Origin of the sequence: Bradyrhizobium sp. TM233 (genome assembly GCF_036247965.1) — a bacterium.
Classification (GTDB): Bacteria; Pseudomonadota; Alphaproteobacteria; order Rhizobiales; family Xanthobacteraceae; genus Bradyrhizobium; species Bradyrhizobium ottawaense.
Window position 1 is genome coordinate 18,044 of record NZ_BTIG01000034.1, and the last position, 23,966, is coordinate 42,009.

The following is a 23,966-nucleotide window of genomic DNA, read 5'->3' on the forward strand; positions in this document are numbered from 1 at the left end:
GTAGCAACCATCGTTCACCCCTCGACTTAGATGCCAAACTGGTTCAGTCGGGAGAATGGAAGATGAAGGCGCTGGTTTGGCACGGCAAGGGGGACATCAGGTGCGACACCGTCACCGACCCGGAGATCCAGGACCCGCGCGATGCCATCATCAAGGTCACCAGCTGCGCGATCTGCGGCTCCGACCTGCATCTCTTCCACAATTTCATTCCGGGCATGCTGCCTGGTGACATCATGGGCCACGAGACCATGGGCGAAGTGGTCGAGGTCGGCTCCGGCGTCGAAGGCAAGCTGAAGAAGGGCGATCGCATCGTCGTGCCCTTCACGATCATCTGCGGCGAATGCGACCAGTGCAAGCGCGGCAATTTTTCCGTGTGCGAGACCACCAATCGCAAGCGCCATCTCGCCGACAAGGTGTTCGGACACGCGACGGCGGGCCTGTTCGGCTACACGCATCTGACCGGCGGCTATCCCGGCGGCCAGGCCGAATATCTCCGCGTGCCCTTTGCCGATGCCACCCACATCAAGGTGCCGTCCGGCATTCCCGACGAGCAGCTGCTGTTCCTCAGCGACATCTTCCCGACCGGATGGCAGGCCGCCGTGCAATGCGACATCGAGCCGACCGACACGGTCGCGATCTGGGGCTGCGGTCCCGTGGGGCAGATGGCGATCCGCAGCGCCATCCTGCTCGGCGCCAACCAGGTGATTGCGATCGACTGCCTGCCCGAGCGGCTCAGCATGGCGGAAGCCGGCGGCGCCACCACCATCAACTTCGAAACCGAAAGCGTGGTGGAGGGGCTGAACGAGCTCACCGACGGCAGGGGACCGGAAAAGTGCATCGACTGCGTCGGCATGGAATCACATGTGATGGCCTCCCTGCCCGACACGCTGCTCGACCGCGCCAAGCAGATGGTGATGGCGGAGAGTGATAGGCCGCATGTGCTGCGCGAAATGATCTATGTCTGCCGCCCCGGCGGCATCATCTCGGTGCCGGGCGTGTACAGCGGCCTGTCCGACATGCTCCCGATGGGCGCCTTCATGAACAAGGGCCTGACGATGCGGACCGGCCAGACCCACGTCAACCGCTGGACCGACGATCTGCTCCGGCGCATCGAGGAGGGTGAGATCGATCCCTCCTTCGTCATCACCCACACCGTCCCGCTCGAACGAGGACCGGAGATGTACCAGGTGTTTCGCGACAAGCGCGACTCCTGCGTCAAGGTCGTGCTGAGGCCCTGAAGGAGCAAGCCATGTTTCATTTCTCCAACATCGTCCGCACCAAGGGCGACCCGACGATTATCGAGGGCGGACCGAGCCTGAAGCGGCCGGAAGATCAGCTCGCCCGCGCGCTCGGCTGGTTCAGCATCGGTCTTGGCGTCGTCGAATTCTTCGCGCCGAGACGCGTCACGGAAACGCTGGGCATGGAAGGCAATGAGACGCTGGTCCGCGCCTTCGGCGTGCGCGAGATCCTGGCCGGGATCATGTCGCTGTCGGTCGACAAGAACGCCGGCCTGTGGGCCCGCGTCGGCGGCGACGGTCTCGATGCCGCCGCGCTGTTGTCGGGGTTGACGGCCGACAATCCCAGGAAGGGCAATATCGCGCTGGCGCTCTTGATGGTCGGCGGCATCGCCATGCTCGACTACCGGGCCGCGCAGGACACCAAGCCGAGGCGCCCGCCGCGCGACGCACGGCGCAAGCTGTATCCGAACCGCAGCGGCTTCCCCAAGGGCATCGAGAGCGCCCGAACCGCGGCCAGGCAGATCGCAGCGCCCGCCAAAGCATGACCAAGGCATGACGCGATCCGCGCTGAGGGCCGCGAGGAACCATCCGCGCGCCAGAGCGTCTGATCAACGCCTCCGACGTCCCCCTGCCGGAGGCAGACTGCACGAAACCGCGACCCCGGCGTTCACCGCCCCTTCAGGCGCCGGGGTCAGCGGCGTGAGTCTGGAGGCAGGTCGCTTTGGAGAAAACCGCCTTGGAGACAAGCCGCTTGGAGACAAGCCATGGGCAAGACGAAGGGACTCCGGGATCTGCACGATGACGGCAAGGCCGAGGCCAAGCGCGGCCATCACGAACAGGACAAGCCGAGCGAGCTCAACCCGCTGAAGAAGCTCAAGCGGCTGACGTGAACGCAGAGCCGCGACCAGCACTTGCCAATGCAGCGCGCGCTGACGACGGCCTGTCGCGGGGCACGGGGGGACGACGACGTTCGCGCTGGATTGCCGCCGCCGCGCTCGGCCTGATCAGCAGCACCTTCTCGACCATCGTCAGCCAGCTCTTCGCCGCCCGCATCGGCCGCGATGCCGCAGTCGACTGGATGACGGTTGCCGCCATTCCTGCGCGCGACTGGGCGATCTCCGCGGAGCCGTCATGGAGCGCGATCCTGACCGGGATCGCCTTTCATCAATGGGCGGATTTTTCCTGGGCGCTGGTGTTCTTCGGCGTGCTCGGACGCTGGACCGCCGACTTGCGGCCGGCGACCATCCTGCTACTCGCGCTGCCCTGGGCCGCGTTCTCGTCAGCCACGGAATGGTTCGTGCTGGTGCCGCTGTTTCCGTTCCGGCAGCCGCTGTTCACGCTGCAGCAGCCCTATTGGATCGGCCTGCTCGTTCATGGCACCTCGGCCCTGATGTATCCTCTGTTCGCCCGGTTGCGCTGGAGGCGCGGCGCTGCAGCCGAGCGCGACATCCGCTTCACCAACGCCTGGATCACCGGTGCGCTGGTCGTGATGGCGCTGCTCGGCGCGATCGCGCTGTTCGGCAGCCACGGCTACGAGCCGCCGTGGATGGGCCGCGACAGGGATGCGGACCAGACCTACATCCGTCACATGACAGCGCATCATGCCCAGGGCATCGAGCTGGCCCGGATCGCCGCGGAGCGCGCCCAGGACCCGCATCTGCGCATGCTCGCGATGCTGATGGTCGCGAGCCAGGCCGGCGAGATCAGGATTTTCGAGAACTGGTGGCTGAGCTGGTTCGACACGGAGATGCCCGACTGCAGCACGGAAGAGCGTGCCGCCATGCCGGGCTTCTTGACGCAGGCCGAGATGCGACAGGTCAAGGCCGCGCCGGCGGACCGGTTCGATGCGGTGTTCGTCGAGACCATGAGCAAGCATCACATGGGCGCGGTCAGGATGGCCGACCGGATGTGGCACAGTGGCGGAGACCCGCGCCTGCGCGTCATGGCGCATGCCATTCGCCACGCCCAGCAGGGCGAGATCGCGCTGATGCACGATGCGAGCGGCATTTCGGCCGTCGCCACGGCCGTCCGCAACATGCTCGGCGACAACGTCAATTGAGCTGATCCCCTACTCCCGCCAGAACTCGGCCAATTCTTCCGTTGTCACCAGGTCGACCTGACCGTGAAAGCGGGTGCGGTACATCGTCATGAGCGCGTCGTGCCCGACGTCGGACGAGCTGCACAAAGCGTCCTCGACGATGACGACCCTGAAGCCGAGATCGACCGCGCTCAGGACCGTCGAGAGCACGCAGACGTCCGTCTCAGCGCCCGAGATCACGACCGTGCCGACGTTCCTGTCGATCAGCCGGCCCGCGAGGACGGGATTGCTGAACGCGGAATAGGCCGGCTTGTCGATGACGGTCGCCGGCGGAACGAACTTGCCGAGCGCGGGCACGAGCTCGAGCGCGGATCGCGGCAGATGCTTGCGCGTTGCCTGGCTCCAACGATGAAAATAGCTCTGCCACTGGCCGGGACGATCTTCCGGATCCTGCGGCGTGATAAAGCGCGTGAAGATGGTTCTGGCCTGGTGGCGCGAAACGATCGAGACGATCGCCGGCAGGACCCGTTCCATCCACGGCGTCGCCCACAGACCGCCGGGGGCGAAGATGTTCTGCATGTCGATGCAGAGGTGAACGGCCTCCCTGATGTCGGCCACTTCCGACGTGCTGTCCCTCATCGTCCTCCACCATCAAGCGCATTCGGCGATCAATTGCGAATGCGAAGGCGAAGGCTTTGGTTCCGAACCGCCGCGGTGCAGAGGCAGACTTGGAACTCGCGAGGCGCGGCTACGCCGGCGTTGCGGCCGGCGCCACGTCGAGGCGAACCGCAATCCCAATCAGCTCCGGGCTTGGCGCCGGGTAGAGCTTCATGACGAGCGGATCATGGCCGGGGACGATGTGGTCCGCATCAGGTGCCGCGGCGCGCAGCTTGTCGAAGCCCACCAGCATGTCGCCGACATGAAACGCCGTCGTGAACGGACGCTCGCTGGTCATGTTCTCGTAGAAATGACTGACGTCGGAGGCGAGCACGACGGGGCCGCGGCGTGTGTTGACGCGGACGAACTGAAGGCCGGCGGAGTGGCCCCCGGCCGCGTGCACCGTCAGGCCGGGCGCGATCTCGGCATCGCCATCGTAGAACAGCACCCGGCGCGCGTAGTTCAGCCGCACGATCCCGCAGATATCCTCGACCTCGAAGGAATGCGACAGCCGCGGATATTGCATGTAGCGACCGGTGGCGTAGGCGAGCTCGCGCTCCTGGAGATGAAATCGCGCGCCCGGAAACCGGTCGAAATTGCCGGCGTGGTCGTAATGCAGATGCGTGAGGATCACATCCCTGACGCTGCCGACGTCGACATCGAACGCGGCAAGTGTCTCCACCGGGCAGCGCAGGAAACTCCGCCTGCGCTGCCTGGCAATCTCCGCGTTGAACCCGGTGTCGATGACGAAGGTGCGCCCGCCTCCCCGCGCCAGCCACATGAAATAGTCCATTGGCATCGGCCCGTCATGCGGGTCGCCGCCGATGAAGTGCTCGCTCCGCTGCGCATCCCGTGTCGCGTAGCGGATGGCGAAGAGCTCGTAGTCCGGGTCAGCCATTGATTAGCTCAGGAGCCTGCCGCGTCGACCTCGTTGAACGCCTCGCGCGCATTGCGGAAAGCGTCGATGCCGGCGGGAACGCCGCAATAGACGGCGACCTGGAGCAGGATCTCCTTGATCTCCTCCTTGGTCAGCCCGTTCTTCAGGGCGCCCTTGACGTGCAGCTTCAGCTCGTGCGGCCGGTTCAGCGCGCCGAGCATCGCCAGATTGACGATCGAGCGCGTGCGCCGGTCGACGCCGGGCCGCGTCCACAGGGCACCCCAGCAGAATTCGGTCGACCATTCGGCCATGGTGCGCGTGAACTCGTCGGCTCCGGCAATCGACTTGTTGACGTAGTCCTCGCCGAGCACCTCTTTGCGAACTTTGAGGCCCTTTTCGAACAGTTCGGTCTTGCTCATGATCGTCCCTTTCAGGTCTTGAGAGTTGCTGGTTGGTGGTTGTTCAGCGCGAGGCCATTGGTGGCCGTAGCGATTGCAGGAGATTGCCGACGTCATCCGCCGCCTCGAGCCGCCAAACGGCGTCGATGACGCGGTCCGCATCCCAATCGCTTCGACCTGTGCGTATGCCGTCGCGCAACTTCGCTTCGATGTCGCTGTCTGACAGCGGCGCAGCCTGGCTGCCGCGCGGCGACGTGACGGTTTCCGTGAGCACATCGCCGGAGGCCAGACGCAAGCTGACGCGCGCGGCGCCGTCGGGCATCTCGCGGTCGAGCTCCGCCTTCACCTTCTGCCGCAGCTGCGCGATGTCGGGCCGAACGACGGTCTCCTGCTCGAACTCGGTCACGCCGGCCGCGCCGAGCAAGAGACCGCACGCCGCGCAATGATGAATGCTGACGCGCGCATCGCGCGCGTTGTCGACGGGGCGGTCGCCGCGGGCGAGCAGCAAGGTCGAGCCCTGCACCACCACCTGCTCGATCTGGTCGACGCGTCCGGCGATCCGCTCGCGCAACAGAAGACAGGCATCGATCACCGCGTGAAAGACGATTCCGGCAGGATACGGCTTGTAGGTATTCTTCGCGATTTCCCAGGTCTTGCCGAGACCGTCGAGCAGGCGAGCGATATCGGGCTCGTCGCCCATGGTACGCGCCCAGCCGAGCGGGCCCTCGATGGCCCGCGGCGCCGCCTCATAGCCCTGCTGCGCCAGCAGCGCGGCGAACAACCCGTTCCGCGCAGCGTTGCCGACGCTGACATTCTTGGCGGCACTGGGCAGGTTCTCGACATTGCCCGCCGACTGGCTGGCCGCAAGTCCAACCGCGTTTGCGATCCCCTCCGCGGGCAGTCCTAGTAGTTTCGCGCAAGCCGCCGCCGCGCCAAAAATCCCGCAGGTCGAAGTGATGTGCCAGCCGCGCGCGTAGTGGCGCGGCGAAACCGCATTGCCGATGCGGCACTCCACATCGACGCCGAGAATGAACGCCGTCAGCACCTCACGGCCCGTCATCCTGTGCGTCTCCGCGAGCGCCAGCACGGGCGCGGCAACCGGCGCGGCCGGATGAATGATCGTCTCGGGATGGGTGTCGTCGAAATCGAGCAGATTCGCCGAGATCGCATTAAGAAATGACGCACACAACGCATCCATTGGCTCCGAATGGCCGATGACCGTCGATGTCGCGGCACCGCTGAACGGCGACAACGTCCGCATCGCGGCGGTGACCACCGGATCGCGTGCGGACCCGAGCGCGGTCGCGAAGAAATTGAGGATCGACCGTCGTGCCTCAAGGCTCTGCGCCTCGACGTCCGTCCATGACGAGGCAGCGACGAAATCGGCGAGCGTCTTGCTCACACTCGGAATTGGGACTGGCGGCACGCGGAGCGTCTTCCTCGTTTTCCCGGACCTTATGCCGATCCGCGGCAAACTGTCGACCCCAAAATGTTATGCTTGACAGCTTGTCTGACAATCATAACAATCCGGCCCGTTGGCGCGGGGTCCCCGCTGCCACGACGACGGCGGCCGAGACGGCCGGCCGGCGATGACGATTGACCAACGAGATCAAGAAGGCGCGCCCGTCACGGGATCGCGCGACAGGGAGCAGACGATGGCGGGAGAGATTCTCGGCGTAATCGGCACGGGCCGCATGGGCGGTCCCATGGCGGGACGATTGATGGACGCGGGCTATTCGCTCGTCGTCTACGACACGCAGGCCGAGGCAACTCAGCCGCTGGTCAAGCGCGGCGCGCTCCTCGCCAGCTCGCCGGCCGATGTCGCCTCACGTTCCGACATCGTGCTTGCGAGCTTGCCGACCCCCGACATCGTCAAGGCCGTTGCGCTCGGCCAGGACGGCATCAGCAGCGGCAACCGTGCCAAGATCGTCATCGATCTCTCGACGTCGGGTCCTGGCGCAGCGAAGCTCGTCGCCGAAGGCTTGAAGGCCAAGGGGATGACGCTGGTCGATGCGCCCGTGAGCGGCGGCATCAAGGGCGCCGTCAACGGCACGCTGGCGGTGATGGTGTCCTGCCCGCAGGCGACCTACGAGACCGTGCAACCGATCCTGAAGAACTTCGGCAAGCTGTTCTACACCGGCGACAAGCCCGGCGTGGCGCAGACCGCCAAGCTCGCCAATAATCTGATGGCGGCTGCGGCGCTCGTCATTACGTCGGAAGCCGTCGCGATGGGCGTCAAGGGCGGTGTCAATGCCAAGGTGCTGATCGACATCATCAACGCCAGCAGCGGCCGCAACAGCGCCTCCGAAGACAAATTTCCCCGCGCGGTGCTGCCCGGCACCTTCGATTTCGGCTTCGCCACCGGCCTCTCCTACAAGGACGTCCGTCTTTGCGTGGACGAGGCCGAGGCCATGGGCGTGCCGATGGTCTGCGGCGCGGTGGTGCGGCAGATGCTCGCGATCACCAACGCCAAGTACGGCGCCTCGTCCGACTTCACCTCGATCGCCAAGGTGCTCGAGGAGTGGGCCGGGGTCGAGATGCGCGGCTGATCGCGCCAGCCTTTCAGGGAGAGCGACCCGCGATGACGATCGACCCGACCGTATCAGGCAAGGTCCCGCTCGCGCGCCAGATGGCGCGGAGCGTGCTTGCGCTGGATATTGGTGATTTCGGGCCGGACGTTATCGCCAAGGCAAAACTCTGCCTGCTCGACTTCCTGTCCTGCGCCTTCGAGGCGGGCCATCATCCCTGGAGCTGCCAGGCCGTTGCGATTGCGCAGGCCGGCGGCAGCGCAACGATCATCGGGACCTCGCAGCTCTCCTCGCCGGCCGATGCAGCCTTCGCCAATGCCGTCATGGGGCACGGCCTCGTGCGGGAAGACATGCATGCGGCCAGCATCGCGCACCACGGCGTCGTGATCTGGCCGGCCCTGCTCGCGCTGTCGGAACAGACGCCGCTGCGCGGGGACAGGCTGCTCGCGGCCGCCATCATCGGCTACGAGACCGGCGCGCGGATCGGCCGCGCGCTGCTGACCTCGGACCTCGCACGCCTCTATCGCCCGACGGGCCTCGTGGCCCCTCTGGGCGCCGCGCTCGCGGGAAGTTTCGCGCTCGGCCTCTCCGAGGACCAGGCGACCAGCGCGATCGCGATCGCGGCCAATACCTCCAGCGGACTCAACGAGTGGCCGCATGCCGGCGGCTCCGACATGTATTTCCATCCGGGCTTTGCAGCCGGCAATGCGATCAGGGCAATTGGCCTTGCCGCGGCCGGCGCCTTCGGCTCGGAGACCATCCTCGAAGGCGAAGCCGGCCTGTTCGCCGCCTATCGCCGCCAGGCCGCGCCCGACAGCATCGCGCTCTTCCCCAATGGCGAGTGCGAGATCATGGCCGTCTACAACAAGCCGGTGCCGGCCTGCAATTTCGCGCAGACAGCGGCACAGGCCGCGCTTCGTGTCTCGCACGAGCTCGCCAGCGTCGACGAGATCGAGCGCGTCGTCATCCGCGCGCCCGACACTGCGATTCGCTATCCCGGCTGCGATTCCATGGGGCCCTACCGCAACGCGCTCCAGGCCAAGATGAGCATTCCCTTCAGCGTCGCGGCGACGCTGGCGCGGGGCGAGATCGAGGAAGAGAACTACGCCGAGCTCGATGATGCCGACATCATCCGCCTGGTGGCGGTCACCGATCTCAAGGCAGATCCCGCCTTCACCGCCGCCTTCCCCGGCAAGCAGGGTGCGGAGGTCACCGTGCAGCTGCGCGGCGGCCGGACCATCCGGCACGCTCTGCCCGACGTCATCGCCGCAACACCTGCGGATGTTCGCGCACGATTTCGCAGTTCGGCAGCCGCAGTCCTCGATGAGGACCGCGCGCGCCGGCTCGAGCAACTCATCGACGATTGCGAGCAGCTCGACAATGCCGGCGACCTCGCCGCGCAGTGCCGTCTGAACGCAACGGAACGGGCTTTACGATCGGCATCATAAGAAATGCCGGAGAGTATTGGGGGAAACATGGTCGATCTGGAGACCAGCTTGGAATTGTCAGCGGCGCGGAGGCGGAGCTGATGGAAGGGTTCTTTCAAGCGCTCGCCGCGGGGCTTCTGATCGGCGCCGTCTACGGCCTGATGTGCGTCGGGCTCGGCCTGATCTTCGGCGTCATGCGCGTCATCAACTTCGCCCATGGCGATTTCATGATGCTCGGCATGTACACTGCCTTCTATCTCTTCACCGCCGCCGGCGTGCAGACGCTGTTTGGCAATACGGTCGGGCCGTTCGTCGCGATCCTGCTCGCCGGGCCCGTGCTCGCCGTGTTCGGCTATTTCGTGCATCGGACGCTGATCTCGCACGTCTCAGGCACGCGCACCGCGTCGCTCGAAGGCGAAGGCCATTACGCCCAGCTCATCCTCACGCTCGGCATCGCGCTGATCCTGCAGAACGGCGGCCTCATCGTGTTCGGCTCGGTGCTGGCCTCGATCCGGACGCCGCTGTCGAGCTCGGCCTGGGAGCTCGGCCCCTTCTTCGACATGAGCATTTTCCTCAACAAGGCCCGCAGCATCGATATGATCGTCTCGCTGGCGATCATGATCCTGCTCTCGCTGCTGATCACGCGGACCCGGATCGGCAAATCGCTCCGCGCCGCCGCGGACAATCCGACCGCCGCGACCTATATGGGCATCGACGTCGACCGCGCGCATCGCACCGCCTTCGCGCTCGGCTGCGGCATCACCGCGATTGCCGGCGGCTTGCTCGCGACCAACTATCCGTTCCATCCCTTCGTCGGCCTCGAATACGTCATCGTGATGTATGCCGGCGTCGTGCTCGGCGGCATGGGCAGCATCATCGGAGCATTCTGGGGCGGCATGACGATCGGCCTCGTGCAGCAGATGTCGACGCTGATCCTGCCGACGCAGTTGCAGAACGCGGCAATCTTCGCCGTCTTCCTCCTCATCATCTTCTTCCGTCCGCAAGGCTTCTTCGGGCGCATGGTCGAGAGGACGTGACCATGCTCCCGATGCGATCCCTGCTGCCTCCCCTGCTGTTCACCCTCGCCTATGCCGGGATTTCGCTCGGCGTTACCAACTCCTACTACCAGCTGATCCTGACGCTGGTGCCGGTGTGGGCGGTGTTCGGGCTGTCGTGGAATCTGCTCAGCGGCTACACCGGCCTGATCTCGTTCGGCCACGCCGCGTTCTTCGGGATCGGTGCCTACGCGACTGCGCTCGGGCAGATCTATTTCGACATCTCGCCCTGGCTGCTGATTCCGGTCGCCGCCATGCTCGGCGGCATCGCCGGCCTGCTGATCGGCTTTCCGACCTTCCGGCTGCAGGGCCACTATTTCGCGCTGGCGATGCTCGCCTATCCGCTCGCCATTCTCTACGTGTTCGAGTGGCTCGGCTTCCAGGAGGTGACGCTTCCGATCAAGCGCGAGGCGCCGATCGCCTACATGCAGTTCGCCGATCCCCACCTCTACACGCTGCTGGGGCTGGCGCTCATGCTCGCCACCATCGTGCTGACACAAATGATCGAGCGATCGCGCTTCGGCATGGCGCTGCTCGCGATCAAGCAGAACGAGGCCGCGGCCGAGGCGGCCGGGATCAACACGCTGGCCTGGAAGCTGCGCGCGATCACGCTGAGCGGGGCGATCGCCGCCGCCATCGGCGGGTTCTACGCGCAGGTGCTGCTGGTCGTGACCCCGGCATCGGTGTTCGGCATGCTGGTGTCCGCGCAGGCGCTGACGGTTGCGATGTTCGGCGGCGTCGGAACGGTCTGGGGCCCGGTGATCGGCTCGGTGATCCTGATCCCCCTCGCCGAGATCCTGCACGCCGAGGCCGGTGCGCGCATCCCCGGCATTCAGGGCGTCATCTTCGGCATTGCCATCGTCTGCGTCATCCTGCTTGCGCCGGAAGGCCTGTTCTGGAAGCTGCGCGATCTTCTGCGCAATCGCACCGCATCCAAGTCGACGGTCGGTGATACCCCGGAAGCGGCGACTGCCAACGTGACAGCCCTGAAGCCCACCTCCCGGCAGCGTGCCGCCACCGGCGAGGTCGTGCTCGAAGTCAAAAGCCTCTCGCGATCCTTCGGCGGCCTCAAGGCCGTGCAGGACGTCAGCTTCAAGCTGCACAAGAACGAGATCCTCGGCATCATCGGACCCAACGGCGCCGGCAAGACCACGCTGTTCAATCTCCTCAACGGCTTCCTGAAGCCGAGCCAGGGCGAGGTGCTGATCGACGGCCGCAACATGTCGGGACAACGGCCGCACGTGATCTGCGAGGCCGGCATCGGCCGCACCTTCCAGGTGATGCGGCCGTTCCTGCGCATGTCGATCCTCGACAATGTCGTGGTCGGCGCCTATGTGCGCGCCCGCTCCGACGCGGAGGCCCGCAAGCTGGCAGCCGACGCGGTCGCCCGCGTCGGGCTCTCCGCCGAGGCCGATCGTGTCGCCGGCGAGCTCTCGACCAAGGAGCTGCGGCTGATGGAGCTCGCCCGCGCCATCGCCGGCCAACCGCGCATCCTGCTGCTCGACGAGACGCTCGCGGGCCTCGGCCACGGCGAGGCGGACGAGGTCGTGGCCGTGATCCAGCAGCTCGCGCGCGACGGCATCACCATCGCCATCATCGAGCACACCATGCAGGCGATGGTACGCCTCGTCGATCGTTTCCTCGTGCTCGACCACGGCGCCGTCATCACCGAAGGCCTGCCGGAAGTGGTGACGCGCGACAGCCGTGTCGTCGAGGCCTATCTCGGCAAGAAGTGGGCGGGCCATGTTGCGAATTGAAGGTTTGAGCGCGGGCTACTCCGCAAAACCCGTCCTGAACGACGTCTCGATCGATGTCGGCGCCGGCCAGTTCGTCGCCATCGTCGGCCCCAACGGCGCCGGCAAGACCACGCTGTTCAAGACGATCTCCGGCATCGTCAAGCCGAGCGGCGGCGCGATCACGTTCGACGGCGTCGACCTGCTCGCTGTGCCGCCGCCGCAGCGCGCCCATCTCGGCATCGCCCACGTCCCGGAGGGACGCCAGGTGTTCCCGTCCCTGACCGTGATGGAGAATCTGGAAATGGGCGCGATGACCGAAAGCGGCCGGCGGGACTGGCAGGCCAACATCGAGCGCATCTTCGAATGGCTGCCGGTGCTGAAGGAGCGCCGCGATCAGTTCGCCGGCACGATGTCCGGCGGCCAGCAGCAGATGCTCGCGATCGGCCGCGGCCTCGCCTCCTCGCCGAAGCTTCTGATGCTGGACGAGCCCTCGATGGGGCTCGCGCCTTCGACCGCGGACTTCATCTTCGAGCGCCTGATCGAGATCCGGCGCCAGTCCGGGCTGACCATGCTGCTGGTCGAGCAGCGCGTCGCGGAGGCGCTGGAATCCGCCGATCACGGCTATGTCCTCGAAGCCGGACATGTCGTGCTCGAAGGCAACAACGCCACGCTGCGCGCCGACGACCGCGTGCGGAAGGCCTATCTCGGCATGTGACCAACACAAAAACAAAGACCAGGGGAGAAACAAAATGAACAAGACTTCAAAAGGACTGAGTCGCCGCACCGTGCTCTCCGGCGCCGCCGCCGTCGGCCTCGCCGGCGTTGCGCGCGCGCAGGCTCCTGGCGAGATCAAGGTCGGACTGATCGTGCCGCTGTCGGGCATCTACACCCGCCCCGGCCAGGTGATGAAGATGGGCGCCGAGATGGGCATCGAGCACATCAACGCGCAGGGCGGCATCAAGGCGCTCGGCGGCGCCAAGTTGAAGCTGGTCGTGATCGACTGCGGCGACACCACCGAGAAGGCCAAGAACGCGGCGCAGCGCATGGTGGCGCAGGAGCCTGATCTGGTCGCCGCCACCGGTTCCTACCTCTCATCCTTCACGCTGGCCGTGACCGAGGTGACCGAGCGTGCCGAATTGCCGGTGCTGACGCTGTCCTATTCGGACCTTTTGACCGACCGCGGCTTCAAATACATCTTCCAGACCGCGGCGACCGCGAGCCGCCAGTCCGAGCTCGGCCTGCCGACGCTGATGAAGCTCGCCGAGAACGCGTCGGGCAAGAAGCCGAAGACCGTCGCGATGTTGATGGACAACACCGCAACGTCGGTGGCCACCGCCAAGGCACTGAAGGAAAAGCTGTTCGCGCAGGAGGGCCTTCAGCTCGCGGTCGAGGAAGTCTGGACCCCGCCGCTGTCGGATGCCACGCCGCTGATCCAGAAGGTCCGCTCCGCCAAGCCCGATCTGCTGCTGTTCATGCCGAATGCAGTGTCGGACGCCAAGCTTGGCCTCGAGAAGATCAGCGAGTTCGGCCTCGGCCAGGGCAAGATCCCGACGGTGTCCTTCAGCATCACCATCGCCGAGCCCGACATGCTGCAGAGCGTGAGCCCGGAGACGGTGCAAGGCATCATGACCATCGTCGCCAACTGGGGCTCGAAGGGCCACGAGGCGCTGATCGCCGAGCTCAAGGCCAAATACAAGGAGCCCTGGATGACCCAGAACGTCATCTCGACCTATGGCGACATGTGGCTGATGAAGGAAGCGCTGGAGAAGGCCGGCAAGGCCGACCGCAATTCGGTCGCGCAGGCCTTCCGCACCATGGATGCCGGCCCGTCGAAATATTATCCGGGCGGCCAGCTCAAGTTCGACGAGAAGGGCCGCAGGGTCGGCGCCGGCGTCGTCATCGTGCAATGGCAATCGGGCGTGCCTGTGACCGTTTATCCGCCCGAGCTCGCGCAGGCGCAGCCGTTCTGGCCAAAGAAATCCTAGCCGTCGCGCAAATCCTGGGGAGGAGAGACTGTCATGACTGCCAAGAGCAAGATCACGATATCGCGGCGAACGCTGCTGGCCGGCGCCTCCGGCACGCTGATCGCATCCCGGACTGCTTGGGCGCAGCAGCCGTCGGAGGTGAAGGTCGGCCTGCTGGTGCCGATCTCGGGGCTCTATGCCCGTCCGGGAACGGTGATGCGCGAAGGCGCCGAGATGGCGATCGACCACATCAACGCGCAAGGCGGCGTCAAGGCGCTCGGCGGCGCCAAGCTGAAGCTCGTCGTGCTCGATTCCGGCGATACCACGGAGAAGGCCAAGAACGCGGCGCAGCGCATGGTGGCGCAGGAGACCGATCTGGTTGCGGCCAGCGGCGCCTATCTGTCCTCGTTCACCCTCGCGGTGACCGAGGTGACCGAGCGCGCCAACCTGCCGATGCTCACCCTCTCCTACTCCGACCTCATCACCGAGCGCGGATTCAAATACGTGTTCCAGACCGCGGCCACCGCGGGGTCGCAGGCACGGCAGGCGTTACCCCAGCTCATCAAGCTGGCGGAGACGGCCTCAGGCAAGCGGCCGAAGACGGTCGCGATCCTGACCGACAACACGGGCGCCTCGATCGCCTCCGCCAAGGCGATGCGCGAGGGCCTGCTGGCGGAGAACCAGTTGCAGCTGATCGTCGACGAGACCTTCACCCCGCCGCTGGCGGATGCGACGTCGCTGGTGCAGAAGATCCGGTCGGCCAAGCCCGATCTGCTGTTCTTCCTGCCGACGGTGATCTCGGATGCAAAACTGCTGCTCGAGAAGATGAACGAGTTCGGCCTCGGCCAGGGCAAGATCCCGACGATCTCGTTCGGCATCGCGATCGCCGAGCCGGACATGCTGCAGACCGTCAGCCCCGAACTGCTGCAGGGCGTCTTGACCTGCGTCGCCAGCTGGGGCGCCAAGGGCCATGAGGCTCTCATCGCCGAATTGAAGACCCGCTACAAGGAGCCGTGGATGACGCAGAATGCGATCTCCACCTATGGCGACATGTGGGTGATCAAGGACGCGCTGGAGAAGGCCGGCAAGGCCGATCGCGTCGCCGTCGGCGAAGCGCTGCGCACCATGGATGGCGGCCCCTCCAAATATTATCCGCTGGGCGAGATCAAGTTCGACGAGAAGGGCCGCCGCGTCGGCGCCGGCATGACGATCGTGCAGTGGCAGGCCGGCGTGCCGGTGACGGTGTTCCCGCCGGAATTGGCGCTGGCAAAGCCGTTCTGGCCCAAGAGCTGAGACCTGACCTGACAAGAAACGGAGACCACAATGGACAAGGCGACCTACGACCGCGGCCTCGAAATCCGCAAGAGCGTGCTCGGCAACGAGTTCGTCGACAAGGCGATCGCCTCCGCCGACGAGTTCAACCGCCCGATGCAGGATCTGACCACGGAATATTGCTGGGGTTACGTCTGGGGCCGCGAGGGCCTCACCCGCAAGACGCGCAGCTTCCTCAATCTGGCAATGCTCTGCGCACTCAACCGTCCGCACGAGCTGAAGACGCATGTCCGCGGCGCGCTCGCCAATGGCGCGACCAAGGAGGAAATCCGCGAGGTCTTCATGCAGGTCGCAATCTATTGCGGCGTGCCGGCCGGCGTCGATGCATTCCGGAACGCGAAGGAAGTCTTCGCCGAGCTCGACAAGAAGTAGCGGAGCGTGGCTGCGATGAAGGGCAAATGGGCACTCGTGACCGGCGCGACCGCGGGCCTCGGTCTCGCCATCGCGGAAGGCCTTGCCGGCGCGGGCGCCAATATCGTCCTTCACGATCTCGTCCCGCCGATGCAGGCCGCGGATGACCTGCGCGCCCGCTTCAACGTCGAGGTCGTCGCTGCCGGCGTCGATCTGTCCCGGCGCGAGGCGATCGAGGCCATGATGGCCGACCTGCTCGACCGCTGCGGCGCGATCGATATCCTCGTCAACAATGCCGTCGTCAGGCATTTCTCCGCGATCGAGCAGTTTCCGCCCGAGCGCTGGGACGAGGCGCTGGCGGTCAATTTGTCGGCGCCGTTCCACCTCATCCGCCTGGCGCTGCCGGCGATGAAGCGGCGCGGCTGGGGCCGGATCATCAACATGGGCTCGATCTATTCGACCCGCGCGGTCGAGGACCGCATCGACTACGTCACCACCAAGACGGCGATTTCAGGCATGACCCGCGCGGTGGCCATCGAGACGGCGCGCAGCAGCATCACCTGCAACACGCTCTGCCCCGGCACGCTGCCGACGCCCGCCATCCTGAACAAGATCGCGACGATGGCGGAGACCAGCGGCCGTGCCGTCGCCGACGTGACGCGCGACTATCTCGGCGAGCGCCAGCCGACGCAGCGCTTCATCGAAATGGATGCCGTCGCCGCCATGGTCGTCTTCCTCTGCGGTCCGGCCGCAAACGACATCACCGGCGCCAGCCTGCCGATCGACGGCGGCTGGTCGGTGGCATGAGAACTGGAATGGGAGTGCTGCGATGACTGAACAATCGGGCCAGACCGTCGTGCTGACGGGTGCCGCCGGCGGCATGGGACGGGCCATCACCAAGGCGCTGCTGGACAGCGGCCGCCGCGTCGTGCTGGTCGACCGCGACGCCAAGGCGCTTGAAGAGCTGGCGGCGACGGCGGGCGATGCGGTGTTTCCGATCCAGCTCGACGTCAGCGACGCAACGGCCGTCGATCGCCTGCCGGATGCCATTCCCGATCATTTCAAGCCGGTCGACGTTCTCATCAACAATGCCGGCCACGACATCGGCGGCCGGACGCGCTTCGACATCGGTTCTGCGGACGACTGGTCCAACATCATCCAGACCAACCTGATCGGCCTGATGCGCGTCACGCGTGCGATCCTCCCCGGCATGGTCCAGCGCAACGCCGGCCATATCGTCAACATCAGCTCCATCAACGCGGTCCGGATCGTGCCCGACATGGCCGCCTACAGCACCAGCAAGGCAGGCGTGCACATGTTCACCGAGACCCTCCGTGGCGAGCTGGCGGAAACCGCGATCCGGGTGACCGAGCTGCAACCCGGCCTGACCCGGACCAACATCATCCTGACCCGGTACCGCGGCGATACGCAGAAGGAAAAGGACTATTTCGACCAGTTCAGGATGGCGCTCGATCCGGCCGATATCGCCCGCTCGATCGTCTTCGCGCTCGACCAGCCCGCCCACGTTCAAATTGCCGAAATGATGATTCTGCCTGTAAATCGATATTGAATCATTCCAACCAAGGCCCGGACATGGAAAGACGTAGCGAATTGCAGTCGACACTCCGCATCGAGGACGTCCCGACCGTCCGGGCGATGGTGGCGCAGAAGCTGCGTGAGGCGATCATGTCGGGAACGCTGAAGCCGGGCCAGCGCCTGGTCGAGCGCGAGCTCTGCGAGATGATGGGCGTCAGCCGCCCCTCGATCCGCGAAGCGCTGCGTGCGCTCGAGGCCGACGGGCTGGTCAATATGGTCCCGCACCGCGGCCCCGTGGTGTCCACGATCAGCCTCGAAGAGGCCCGGCAGCTCTACGCCGCACGCGCGGTGCTCGAAGGATTCGCCGGCCGCGAATGCGCCAGGCTTCACGACCCCGAAGTGGCACGCCGGATCGGCGACGCCCTGACACGGCTGAAGGCGGCCGCGGCCAAGCAAGACCTCGTCGGATGCCTCGAAGCCAAGACCGATTTCTACGCGGCGCTGATCGGCGGCTGCCGCAATGCGTTTATCCAGCGCATGCTCAAGCCGCTGCACGATCGCATCCAGCTGCTGCGGATCACGTCGATGTCGCAACCGAAGCGGATCAACAAGAGCCTTCGCGAAGTCACCGCGATCTGGCGTGCGATCCAGAACGGCGATGCAGACCTCGCCGAGCGTTGCTGCGTCGACCACATCAACGCGGCCGCGGTGGCCGCGCTCGACATGATCGAAAAATCGTCGGCAGCCAAGGAGGCGGCGCCTTCCGACGACTAGAACAATGCCGCCAGGGAGTGTTCGATGAAGTTTCTCGTACGATCGCTGATCCTGTTTCTCCTGCTTCATCCCTGCGGCGCAGCGCTCGCAGACGACTTTCCCAATCGCCCGGTCACGATGATCGTGCCGTTCTCCGCCGGCGGTCCCGGCGACGTCATCGCTCGCATCCTCGGCAGCGCCATGAGCGCGACGCTGAAACAGTCCATCATCATCGAGAATGTCGTCGGTGCCGGTGGCACGCTCGGCACCAACCGCGTCGCCAAGGCGGCCGCGGACGGCTACACGCTGCTCCTGATGCATGTCGGCCAGGCCACCGCGCCTGCCCTCTACGCCAAGCTGCCGTTCGACCCGGTCGGCGATTTCGCCCCGATCGGGCTCGTCACCGACGTCCCGATGATCCTGGTGGCGCGGCCGAATTTTCCAGCCAAGGATCTCGGCGAGCTGGTCGCGCACATCCGCAACGCCGGTGACAAGGTCACTTTCGGCAACGTCGGTCTCGGCTCGGCCTCACAGCTCTGCGGCCTGATGTTCATGAGCGCCACGGATACCAAGCTCACCCCGATCTACTACAAGGGCGGCGGACCGGCGCTGAACGACGTCATCGCCGGCCATATCGACGTCTATTGCGATCCCGCGACGGGGCCGACGCCCTATATCCAGTCGAAGACGATCAAGGGCTACGCCATCACCAGCAAGACGCGTGTCGCGACGCTGCCTGATGTGCCGACCTCGACCGAAGCCGGCGTTCCCGAGTTCAATGTCACGACCTGGTACGGCCTCTACGCGCCGCGCGGCACGCCCAAGCCCGTCGTCGACCATCTCGTCGGCGCACTGCAGACGGCGCTGAAGGACCCGGCCTTGATCAGCCGCTTTGCCGAACTCAGCATGGCGCCAGTCGAGGCCGAGCGCGCGACCCCGGAAGCGCTCGAGACGTTCCTGAAAGCCGAGATCGGCAAATGGGGACGGATCATCAAAGCGGCCGGAATCGAGCCGCAGTAGGCCCGCCCCTCCGGAACATGTCCAGAAAATATCCGTGATTTCAAAGCGGAAATTGGCTTTTGCTCCGCTCGGATGGCGATCGCGTTGAGAGTTCAGCTGCAGTTCCAGCTGATCGCACTTTTCCGTCAATCGGCAGAGCCCCATTGCGGGGCTCCGCCGCGCGGCGTAGCTTTCAACCCTGCGTAGCTCATTCGAAAGCATCTATCGGGTTCGGCCAAGCGGGAGCGAGCAATGGCGGATGTCCCATGGCACCTTTCCGGTGACTATTTCGAAAATTGCAGTTGCAGCATCGTGTGTCCCTGCCTGGTATCGGCGGCGCCCCCATTGACCGCGCGACCGACTGAGGGCTTCTGCAACGTACCGCTGATCTTCCACATCGAGAGCGGCCGCTATGGCGATATCGCGCTCGATGGGCTGAACGTGCTCGTCATCCTCCACGCACCTGGGGTCATGGCAGACGGAGATTGGTCGATCGCCGCCTATATCGATCAGCGCGCCAGCGATGAGCAGACCGAGGCCCTGGCTGCGATCTTCACCGGCGGTGCCGGCGGTCCGATGGCTGCGTTCACACCGCTGATCAGCAAGAACCTGGGGGTGCGCAAGGTCCCGATCACGTTCCGGATCGACGGCAAGACGCGGTCCGCGGAAATCCCCGGCATCCTGCACATGTCCGTCGATCCGTTGCCGACCATGCATCCGAGCGGCGAAATGTGGGTGAACATCGGTCATCCGGTCAGCCCCGATGCCATGGTGATGGCGGTCGGCGCCTCCGGCAACACCTTCAGCGATCATGGCATGCGCTGGGATAATTCCGGCAGGAACGGCCTCTATGCGCCGATCCGCTGGTCGAACCAGGCGTGATGTAAACTCCCGAAACCGGCCTGCGTCAGGCCCGGCAATTTCGATCGCCAATGACGGACAGCCCACTGGAAACCGTGCTGCGGCGCGATCGCTGGATCGTCGGCGGCGCGATCGGCCTCATTGTCGCGCTGGCATGGAGCTATGTGCTCTGGCTCGCCAACGACATGGACATGGGCGGCATGGACATGACCGGATTCCGCATGATCCCGGCCGGGATCGGAATCATGCTGCCGACGAGCGAGCCGTGGCGAACGTTTGAGTTCGCCTACGTGCTCCTGATGTGGGCGGTGATGATGGTCGGAATGATGGCTCCCTCGGCCGCGCCCATGATCCTGATGTACGCCCGCGTAGGCCGACAGGGCAAGGCGCAGGGCAAGCCGTTCGCTGCGACCGGCTGGTTTGCCGCCGGTTATCTCCTTGCCTGGTGCGGCTTTTCGCTGGCCGCCACTGTTCTCCAATGGGCGGTCGAGCGGGCAGCCCTGCTGGATTCCCGGATGGCGCTCGCAAGCAACCTGCTCGGCGCCATCGTGCTGATCGCGGCGGGTGTCTATCAATGGACACCGCTGAAGGACGTCTGCCTCGCCCAATGCCAGTCGCCGTTTCTGTTCCTGATGCGCCATGGCGGCTTTCGCAGCGACCTGCGCGGGTGCCTGCTGCTGGGACTTCGGCACGGAGGCTATTGTGTCGGCTGCTGCTGGGTTTTGATGGCGCTGTTGTTCGTCGGCGGCGTGATGAACGTGCTCTGGATTGCGGTTTTAGCGCTGCTTGTCCTCCTGGAGAAAGTGACGCCGGTCGGACGATGGATCGCGCGCGCTGCCGGCATCGCATGTGTGGCCGCGGGCGCCTGGCTGCTGGTGCACTTGCCGCAGTGATGCAACCTGCTTGACGTTCAGTTCGATTTCTACGCTGGGCTGCGTCGCCCGTTCTTCCGGCGCACCGCTGTCCGGCATTTTGCCTGCCCCGATCGCTCCCACAGGGCAAAGAACAATCACTTGAACGTTCGCAACTTCAGTTGAACCGCAAAACGGCTTGACGACGACGCCGACAACGAATGTAATGTTATAACATTACATATCCGGTCCCGATGCCCCCTCGTCACTCTATCCCCTTGAAAAGACTGTTCGATCTCCATGCAAAAACTCCCCGTCACCGTCTTGTCCGGCTTCCTCGGGGCTGGAAAGACCACTTTGCTGAACCACGTCCTGAACAACCGGCACGGCCTGAAAGTGGCGGTGATCGTCAACGACATGAGCGAGGTGAACATCGATGCGGATCTGGTCCGTGGTGGCGATGCGAACCTGTCCAGGACTAATGAGAAGCTCGTCGAGATGACCAACGGGTGCATCTGTTGCACGCTGCGCGACGACCTGCTGAAGGAGGTGCGCGCCCTCGCCGAAGACAACCGCTTCGATTACCTGCTGATCGAATCCACCGGTATTTCCGAGCCGCTGCCGGTTGCAGCGACCTTCGACTTCCGCTCCGAGGGCGGCGAAAGCCTCTCCGACGTGGCACGCCTCGACACCATGGTCACCGTGGTCGACGCGGTGAATCTGCTGAGGGATTATTCATCGACGGATTTCCTGGATCAGCGCGGCGAAGCGCTGGCGAACGACAAGCGCACGCTGGTCGATCTGCTCGTCGAGCAGATCGAATTTGCCGACGTGATAGTGCTCAACAAGGTCGATGACGCCTCGCCGGCACAACGCGAAGCAGCGCGAAAGATCATCCGCGCGCTCAATCCGGAAGCGGAGCTGATCGAAGCCAACCACAGCCGGGTCGCCTTCGATCGCATTCTCGACACCGGCCGGTTCGACTTCGAAAAGGCGCAAGCGCATCCGCTCTGGTTCAAGGAACTCTACGGTTTTGCCGATCACGTGCCGGAGACGGAGGAATACGGCGTGACCAGCTTCGTCTATCGGGCGCGCCGGCCGTTCGATCCCGAAAAGTTCGACAAGTTCGTGCGAGAGCCCTGGCCCGGTGTCATTCGCGCCAAAGGACATTTCTGGCTGGCGACGCGGCCGCAATGGCTGGGCGAGATCAGCCAGGCCGGCGCGATCACGCGCACCGAGGCCCTTGGATTCTGGTGGGCCAGCGTGCCTGCGGAACGCTGGCCGGACGACCCGTTTTGGCGCAAGCGGTTGCGTGCGAACTGGAACGACATCTATGGCGATCGCCGCCAGGAAATCGTGTTCATCGGCGCGGGCATGGACGAGAGCGCGCTCCGCGCACGCCTGGATGCCTGCCTTGTCCCGGGTAAGCCGGCCATGAACGTCACGGAATGGGCGAAGCTCGCAGACCCGTTTCCAGTCTGGCGGCGCGCGAACGAAGTTTTGGAACGCGAATGACGAACGTCGTCCGCTTCGCCTCGAAATCCGAACTCGAGCGGCAGCGCCTCATCCGCGAGGCGCGTGCGATCTACGACAGCATCTTCCCGCCGGATGCCCCTGCCGGCGGCTGCGTACGTGATCCGTCAGATCAACGGGCGGCGCACGAGGCGGCCGCCGAAATCCAGCCCAAACAACAATGAGAGATGAACTTGGTGCGCTCGGAGGGCGATCGCATTTGCTGAGACTTCAAGGGCTTGTTCGAACGCACCATCCAATAAGGATGCTTGTCACGCCTAAAAGTGCCTTTCCGCGAGCACCCACCGTACCACCGGCGGCATTCAAGATCAGTGTCTGACGCCAAACCGCATTGACCGGCTATGCCAGAATTGGCATAGTCAGATAATGAAGGAAGTGAGATGGCACGGCAGCAGCCGGTCTGATGTCGAAGCCTTTCCGAACGACGTGCGACGCGAAGCTGGATATCAATTGTTTCAGGTTCAGATCGGCGAAAACCCTTCTGACTGGAAACCAATGCCGTCGGTCGGCCCCGGCGTTCGCGAGATCAGGATACGTCAGGCCTCAGGCGCTTACCGGGTCATCTACCTGACCACGATCGGCGACGTAGTTCACGTGCTGCATGCATTCCAGAAGAAAACACAGGCAACGGCTAAGCGGGACATCGACCTCGCCAAAGCAAGACTTAGACAGATCAGGTGACGATGATGGCAAGATCAGTATTCTACGACCTCTTCTCCGCGGAAGAAGCTGCAGAGCTCGAGATGCGTGCCAAATTGCTTTCCGGCATCAACAAATGGCTGAACAAGTCCGGATTGACGCAGACCGAGGCGGCGGCACAACTCGGCGTCACTCAGGCTCGGATATCGGAGATCAAGAACGGAAAGATCAACCGTTTCAGTCTGAGCATGCTGGTCCGGCTTGCGCAACGCGCTGGGCTGCGCCCCGGGATCAAGTTGCAGAAAGCGGCGTGACGGCCAAGTCCTGATGGGGCAGACGGGTCATGGACACCCTCGACGATTTTCTCAAGCAGAACTTTGAGGCCTTCCAACATCCCCGGTTCTGGTTCGCCAAAGCGCACGACCTCTTCAAATCTGCTGGAATGCTGGCGAGCGAGGAGCGAGCGCTGGTTCTACGCTACGAGACCGCCTTGATTGTAGCTTCCGAGAAACTGGACAACAGTGATGTCGAGCACGCGGAGATCGAGTGCGATGAGCCAAACGTTTTTCCAATTTTTCTCCTGTACGGCTACGCCTTGGAAAACGGTTTGAAGGCGATCATTGTCGATCGCGATCCCTCTCTAATTGGACGCGAGAAGATCGCTGCCCAGGTCAGCCAACATGACCTCGTCTCTCTCGCCGAACTCGCATCGCTTTCGACATCTGATGCAGAACGGGAATTTCTGCGATGGCTCACGCAGGTGGTCGTCTGGAAGGGCCGGTACAATGCACCACGCAAACCGGATGCTCTTGGCACCTTCTGGGCACTTGATCACCTAACTGGATCTACTTTTGACCAGTGCCTTGAGGTGATCGGTGGCATTTTTCGACGCATCACCGCCGTACTGCCAAGAGCCATCACCGAGCGCCGAGTCGGCTACGGTGCAGTCGTGCGGGTCTCAGAGGAGTAACTTGACCTCCGCTGTGAGGATGTCAGTCGCGGACAGGTCTTGATCTTCACAAAAGATAAGCAATGGCAATTGCTTATGCTGGATTTTTGGTGCGCTCGGAGGGACTCGAACCCCCACGATTTTACTCACTGCCACCTCAAGGCAGCGCGTCTACCAATTCCGCCACGAGCGCTTTGGGGATGCCGGCTTGAGGCCTGAAGGCCAGCCGGATCAACGGCGCCGA

The 23,966-nt window shown here is 64.5% G+C and carries 27 protein-coding genes and 1 tRNA gene; 23 read left to right on the forward strand and 5 right to left on the reverse strand.

Features of this window, described 5'->3' with window-relative positions; genetic code table 11:
• The first annotated feature begins 62 nt into the window (after positions 1-62).
• From AABA86_RS32645 to AABA86_RS32660, 4 genes are all read left to right on the forward strand, one after another.
• Positions 63-1,238, forward strand: a complete 1,176-nt coding sequence (locus AABA86_RS32645) for a zinc-dependent alcohol dehydrogenase (RefSeq protein WP_338309686.1) — start codon at positions 63-65, stop codon at positions 1,236-1,238.
• Positions 1,239-1,249: 11 nt separating this feature from the next.
• Positions 1,250-1,783: a hypothetical protein gene (locus tag AABA86_RS32650; RefSeq protein WP_338309687.1), complete on the forward strand. Its 534-nt coding sequence runs from the start codon at positions 1,250-1,252 to the stop codon at positions 1,781-1,783.
• A 219-nt stretch (positions 1,784-2,002) separates the two neighbouring features.
• Positions 2,003-2,128 (forward strand): hypothetical protein, encoded by a 126-nt coding sequence (locus AABA86_RS32655; protein WP_338309688.1) that lies wholly within the window; start codon positions 2,003-2,005, stop codon positions 2,126-2,128.
• Positions 2,125-3,297 (forward strand): DUF305 domain-containing protein, encoded by a 1,173-nt coding sequence (locus tag AABA86_RS32660; protein WP_338309689.1) that lies wholly within the window; start codon positions 2,125-2,127, stop codon positions 3,295-3,297. Before AABA86_RS32655 ends, AABA86_RS32660 begins: the two co-directional genes overlap by 4 nt.
• A 9-nt stretch (positions 3,298-3,306) precedes the next feature.
• Here AABA86_RS32660 and AABA86_RS32665 read toward each other — a convergent pair whose 3' ends face one another.
• The 4 genes from AABA86_RS32665 to AABA86_RS32680 form a co-directional block, all read right to left on the reverse strand.
• Complete coding sequence (locus AABA86_RS32665; protein WP_338309690.1) at positions 3,307-3,915, reverse strand: cysteine hydrolase family protein; 609 nt, start codon at positions 3,913-3,915, stop codon at positions 3,307-3,309.
• Between the two features lie 109 nt (positions 3,916-4,024).
• Positions 4,025-4,831: an N-acyl homoserine lactonase family protein gene (locus tag AABA86_RS32670; RefSeq protein WP_338309691.1), complete on the reverse strand. Its 807-nt coding sequence runs from the start codon at positions 4,829-4,831 to the stop codon at positions 4,025-4,027.
• Positions 4,832-4,839: 8 nt separating this feature from the next.
• A complete protein-coding gene (locus AABA86_RS32675) occupies positions 4,840-5,229 on the reverse strand; it encodes a carboxymuconolactone decarboxylase family protein (protein WP_008557256.1) in 390 nt (129 codons plus the stop codon).
• Positions 5,230-5,272: 43 nt separating this feature from the next.
• Positions 5,273-6,610, reverse strand: coding sequence for an MmgE/PrpD family protein (locus tag AABA86_RS32680; protein WP_338309692.1), 1,338 nt, complete (start codon positions 6,608-6,610; stop codon positions 5,273-5,275).
• A 187-nt stretch (positions 6,611-6,797) separates the two neighbouring features.
• Here AABA86_RS32680 and AABA86_RS32685 point away from each other — a divergent pair, with 187 nt between their 5' ends.
• The 19 genes from AABA86_RS32685 (at position 6,798) to AABA86_RS32775 (ending at position 23,743) form a co-directional block, all read left to right on the forward strand.
• Positions 6,798-7,757, forward strand: coding sequence for an NAD(P)-dependent oxidoreductase (locus tag AABA86_RS32685; protein WP_338309693.1), 960 nt, complete (start codon positions 6,798-6,800; stop codon positions 7,755-7,757).
• A 32-nt stretch (positions 7,758-7,789) separates the two neighbouring features.
• Positions 7,790-9,184, forward strand: a complete 1,395-nt coding sequence (locus tag AABA86_RS32690; RefSeq protein WP_338309694.1) for an MmgE/PrpD family protein — start codon at positions 7,790-7,792, stop codon at positions 9,182-9,184.
• A gap of 80 nt (positions 9,185-9,264) precedes the next feature.
• Complete coding sequence (locus AABA86_RS32695) at positions 9,265-10,200, forward strand: branched-chain amino acid ABC transporter permease (protein ID WP_338309695.1); 936 nt, start codon at positions 9,265-9,267, stop codon at positions 10,198-10,200.
• A 2-nt stretch (positions 10,201-10,202) separates the two neighbouring features.
• On the forward strand, positions 10,203-11,975 hold the full coding sequence (locus tag AABA86_RS32700; protein WP_338309706.1) for a branched-chain amino acid ABC transporter ATP-binding protein/permease: 1,773 nt from the start codon (positions 10,203-10,205) through the stop codon (positions 11,973-11,975).
• Positions 11,962-12,669, forward strand: a complete 708-nt coding sequence (locus AABA86_RS32705; RefSeq protein ID WP_338309696.1) for an ABC transporter ATP-binding protein — start codon at positions 11,962-11,964, stop codon at positions 12,667-12,669. The genes AABA86_RS32700 and AABA86_RS32705 overlap by 14 nt, the downstream gene beginning before the upstream one ends.
• A gap of 34 nt (positions 12,670-12,703) precedes the next feature.
• On the forward strand, positions 12,704-13,939 hold the full coding sequence (locus AABA86_RS32710) for an ABC transporter substrate-binding protein (RefSeq protein ID WP_338309697.1): 1,236 nt from the start codon (positions 12,704-12,706) through the stop codon (positions 13,937-13,939).
• 33 nt (positions 13,940-13,972) lie between these two features.
• A complete protein-coding gene (locus AABA86_RS32715; RefSeq protein WP_212253708.1) occupies positions 13,973-15,211 on the forward strand; it encodes an ABC transporter substrate-binding protein in 1,239 nt (412 codons plus the stop codon).
• Between the two features lie 30 nt (positions 15,212-15,241).
• Positions 15,242-15,622: a carboxymuconolactone decarboxylase family protein gene (locus AABA86_RS32720; protein WP_028137140.1), complete on the forward strand. Its 381-nt coding sequence runs from the start codon at positions 15,242-15,244 to the stop codon at positions 15,620-15,622.
• A 15-nt stretch (positions 15,623-15,637) separates the two neighbouring features.
• A complete protein-coding gene (locus AABA86_RS32725; protein WP_338309707.1) occupies positions 15,638-16,408 on the forward strand; it encodes an SDR family oxidoreductase in 771 nt (256 codons plus the stop codon).
• 22 nt (positions 16,409-16,430) lie between these two features.
• Positions 16,431-17,171, forward strand: a complete 741-nt coding sequence (locus AABA86_RS32730; protein ID WP_212253709.1) for an SDR family oxidoreductase — start codon at positions 16,431-16,433, stop codon at positions 17,169-17,171.
• Positions 17,172-17,194: 23 nt separating this feature from the next.
• A complete protein-coding gene (locus AABA86_RS32735; protein ID WP_212253710.1) occupies positions 17,195-17,911 on the forward strand; it encodes a GntR family transcriptional regulator in 717 nt (238 codons plus the stop codon).
• A 24-nt stretch (positions 17,912-17,935) separates the two neighbouring features.
• The gene (locus AABA86_RS32740) at positions 17,936-18,910 is read left to right on the forward strand and encodes a tripartite tricarboxylate transporter substrate-binding protein (protein WP_338309698.1); all 975 of its coding nucleotides are present in this window, start codon (positions 17,936-17,938) and stop codon (positions 18,908-18,910) included.
• A gap of 231 nt (positions 18,911-19,141) precedes the next feature.
• Positions 19,142-19,771: a DUF1326 domain-containing protein gene (locus AABA86_RS32745; RefSeq protein ID WP_338309699.1), complete on the forward strand. Its 630-nt coding sequence runs from the start codon at positions 19,142-19,144 to the stop codon at positions 19,769-19,771.
• Between the two features lie 50 nt (positions 19,772-19,821).
• A complete protein-coding gene (locus AABA86_RS32750; RefSeq protein ID WP_338309700.1) occupies positions 19,822-20,643 on the forward strand; it encodes a DUF2182 domain-containing protein in 822 nt (273 codons plus the stop codon).
• Positions 20,644-20,901: 258 nt separating this feature from the next.
• The gene (gene zigA, locus AABA86_RS32755; protein WP_338309701.1) at positions 20,902-22,116 is read left to right on the forward strand and encodes a zinc metallochaperone GTPase ZigA; all 1,215 of its coding nucleotides are present in this window, start codon (positions 20,902-20,904) and stop codon (positions 22,114-22,116) included.
• The gene (locus tag AABA86_RS32760) at positions 22,113-22,298 is read left to right on the forward strand and encodes a hypothetical protein (protein ID WP_212253725.1); all 186 of its coding nucleotides are present in this window, start codon (positions 22,113-22,115) and stop codon (positions 22,296-22,298) included. The genes zigA and AABA86_RS32760 overlap by 4 nt, the downstream gene beginning before the upstream one ends.
• A 202-nt stretch (positions 22,299-22,500) precedes the next feature.
• Complete coding sequence (locus AABA86_RS32765; RefSeq protein ID WP_338309702.1) at positions 22,501-22,815, forward strand: type II toxin-antitoxin system RelE/ParE family toxin; 315 nt, start codon at positions 22,501-22,503, stop codon at positions 22,813-22,815.
• 2 nt (positions 22,816-22,817) lie between these two features.
• The gene (locus tag AABA86_RS32770; RefSeq protein ID WP_338309708.1) at positions 22,818-23,087 is read left to right on the forward strand and encodes a helix-turn-helix domain-containing protein; all 270 of its coding nucleotides are present in this window, start codon (positions 22,818-22,820) and stop codon (positions 23,085-23,087) included.
• Between the two features lie 29 nt (positions 23,088-23,116).
• On the forward strand, positions 23,117-23,743 hold the full coding sequence (locus AABA86_RS32775) for a hypothetical protein (RefSeq protein ID WP_338309703.1): 627 nt from the start codon (positions 23,117-23,119) through the stop codon (positions 23,741-23,743).
• An 87-nt stretch (positions 23,744-23,830) separates the two neighbouring features.
• On the opposite strand, the gene AABA86_RS32780 is transcribed toward AABA86_RS32775, so the two are convergent.
• Positions 23,831-23,915 (reverse strand) — tRNA-Leu (locus AABA86_RS32780).
• Positions 23,916-23,966 lie beyond the last annotated feature (51 nt).